Annotated in this window: 1 protein-coding gene; it reads left to right on the forward strand. The window is 66.2% G+C overall.

The window, feature by feature from the left end; translation table 11 throughout:
- Positions 1 to 44: 44 nt before the first annotated feature.
- Positions 45 to 1,017, forward strand: a 973-nt coding sequence (locus tag EOC06_RS37790) for an FAD-binding oxidoreductase (protein WP_128310146.1), incomplete at its 3' end; no start/stop codon positions are given.

Genomic DNA, 1,017 nt, shown 5'->3' on the forward strand with positions numbered 1-1,017 from the left:
CATCCGCCCTTCGGGCACCTTCTCCCCGTGAACGGGGAGAAGGCTTGGACATCGCCATCATCGGTGGCGGCATCATCGGCATCTGTGCAGCCGCTTCTCTCGCCGAGGCCGGACGCAGGGTCACCGTCTTCGACCGCACCGGCATTTGCGAGGAGACGAGCTCCGGCAACGCCGCCGCCTTTGCCTTTTCCGATGTGCTGCCGCTGGCCCACAAGGGCATGATGCGGCAGCTGCCGAAATGGCTGGCCGATCCGCTTGGCCCGCTCAGCATTCCGCCCGCCTATCTGCCGAAGCTTCTGCCCTGGTTGATCCGCTTCTGGCGCGCCGGTGCGCCGGGAAAATACGAGGCGAGCCTTGCTGCTCAGGCGGGCATGATGAAGCTCGCCGAGGCGGAGTGGATGGGCCTGCTCGATCGCTCCGGCACGCGGTCGATGTTGCGCGAGGATGGCTCGCTCGAGCTCTATGAAAGCGAAGCCGAGTTCCAGGCCGGGCTGCGCGGCTGGGCGGCGCGTGAGCGTTTCGGCATCGGTTTCCGCCATGTCGAGGGCGAGGAACTGGCCGCCTTGCAGCCGGGGCTGTCGCCGCGCTTCATCAAAGGCACGTTCGTGCCGGGATGGAAGACGGTCGCCGACCCGAAACTGCTGGGCAAGGCGGTGTGGGCCTACGCACAAAGCAAGGGTGCCCGCTTTGAGATGGCTCGGATCGGCCAAGTCGCGGCGGATCAGGATGGTGCGACGCTGACATTGGCAGACGGCACGACCAGACAGGCGCGACACCTCGTCGTCGCAGCAGGCGCATGGTCTCATCTGCTGGCGAAGCAACTCGGCGATCGCATTCCGCTGGAGACCGAGCGCGGCTACAACACCACGTTGCCGACGAGTGCCTTCGACGTGAAGCGGATGCTGATCTTCTCCGGCCATGGCTTCGTCGTCACGCCGCTCGCAACGGGCCTGCGTGTCGGTGGCGCCGTCGAACTCGGCGGCATCGAGCGGCGGCCCAATTATGCCAGGTCTAAGG

It is taken from the genome of Mesorhizobium sp. M7A.F.Ca.MR.362.00.0.0, from assembly GCF_004023175.1.
Classification (GTDB): Bacteria; Pseudomonadota; Alphaproteobacteria; order Rhizobiales; family Rhizobiaceae; genus Mesorhizobium.